General features: G+C 73.5%; 2 protein-coding genes. One reads left to right on the top strand and one right to left on the bottom strand.

The window, feature by feature from the left end; genetic code table 11:
• The coding region (locus ABZW03_RS40810; protein ID WP_355269929.1) for a hypothetical protein at positions 1-209 on the bottom strand (209 nt) is incomplete at its 3' end.
• Between the two features lie 304 nt (positions 210-513).
• On the opposite strand from ABZW03_RS40810, the gene ABZW03_RS40805 reads away from it, so the two are divergent.
• Positions 514-1,353: a PIG-L family deacetylase gene (locus ABZW03_RS40805; RefSeq protein WP_355269927.1), complete on the top strand. Its 840-nt coding sequence runs from the start codon at positions 514-516 to the stop codon at positions 1,351-1,353.
• Positions 1,354-1,468: the final 115 nt, after the last annotated feature.

Below are 1,468 nucleotides of genomic sequence, written 5' to 3'. Positions count from 1 at the left end.
GCCACGCCGTCGCAGAGGGTGGCCGCCGCCCGCCGGTACATCGCGATCGCCTGCTTGCGCTCCAGCGGGTCGCCGGCGTCGCGGATCAGCCCAGCCAGCGCGGTGCGTGCCCCGGCGTCGCCCCGCAGACGCGAGTTTGAAGACGGACCGTAGCACGGAGTGATCGTGGCGGGCTCGTGAACCGGTCGGGTCGGGCCGCCCGGCGACATCCGTCTATCCGCGCGACCGGGAGGGCTACGACCGGACCGCCGATCACCGCCGCCGGCCCCTGCCGCGACTGGCGTACGCCCCCTGGCTGCCGGAGCGGCCCGGAGCGCCGGGCGCGCGCCCGGTAGTCGCGCGGCACCACCGGGCCCGGGCCGCCGAGGGCCGACCGCACGACGGGGAGCGGGCCGCGGCGACGGGCGGCGCGTCGTACGGCTGCTTGCGGGAAGGGGGGAACCGGGAGCGACCATCCGTCCGCGTGGCGCAGACTGGAGGGCGATGACTGTTTCTGACCAGAGGATGGATCACATGGCCGACCGGCCGTTGACGCTGATGGCGGTGCACGCCCACCCCGACGACGAGGCCACCGGGACGGGGGGTGTCCTCGCCCGGTACGCGGCGGAGGGCATCCGCACGGTGCTCGTGACGTGTACGGACGGCAGGTGCGGTGACGGACCGGACGGGGCCAAGCCGGGCGAGCCCGGGCACGACCCGGCGGCCGTCGCCGCGCTGCGCCGCCGGGAACTGGAGGCCAGCTGCGAGGTGTTGGAGGTCGGACACCTGGAGCTGCTGGAGTACGCCGACTCCGGGATGATGGGCTGGGCGAGCAACGACGAGCCCGGCTCGTTCTGGCGCACGCCGGTGGCGGAGGGCGCCGCCCGCCTCGCCGAACTGATGCGGCACTACCGGCCCGACGTGGTCGTCACCTACGACGAGAACGGCTTCTACGGCCACCCCGACCACATCCAGGCCAACCGGATCACGATGGCGGCCCTGGAGCTGGTCGACCTGACGCCGAAGGTCTACTGGACGACGGCGCCGCGCTCGGCGATGCAGCGGTTCGGGGAGGTCATGCGCGAGTTCGGCGCGGACTGGGAGGAGCCGGACCCGGGGTCGGCGGAGGCGGTGGAGATGCCGGAGATCGGCCTGCCCGACGAGGAGATCACCACCTGGGTGGACACCACCGCGTTCGGCGGCCGGAAGTTCGACGCCCTGGCCGCGCACGCGAGCCAGGGGGAGAACATCTTCTTCCTGAAGATGGGGAAGGAACGGTTCACCGAGCTGATGGGCGTGGAGACCTTCGTGCGGGTCCGGGACACCACCGGCGCGGCCGTGCCGGAGAACGACCTCTTCGCCGGGCTGCGCTGACCCCGATCCCCGGAGCGGGGACGGGCCGGCTGCGACTGCTTCGCGGACTTCCCCACCGAGAAGATCGGCGAGACCACCCGCGCCTACCGCCAGCTGGGCATCGGCTACGCCAACC

It is taken from the genome of Kitasatospora sp. NPDC004799, from assembly GCF_040609095.1.
Taxonomy (GTDB): Bacteria; Actinomycetota; Actinomycetes; order Streptomycetales; family Streptomycetaceae; genus Kitasatospora.
This window is presented reverse-complemented; position numbering and strand designations above follow the sequence as displayed.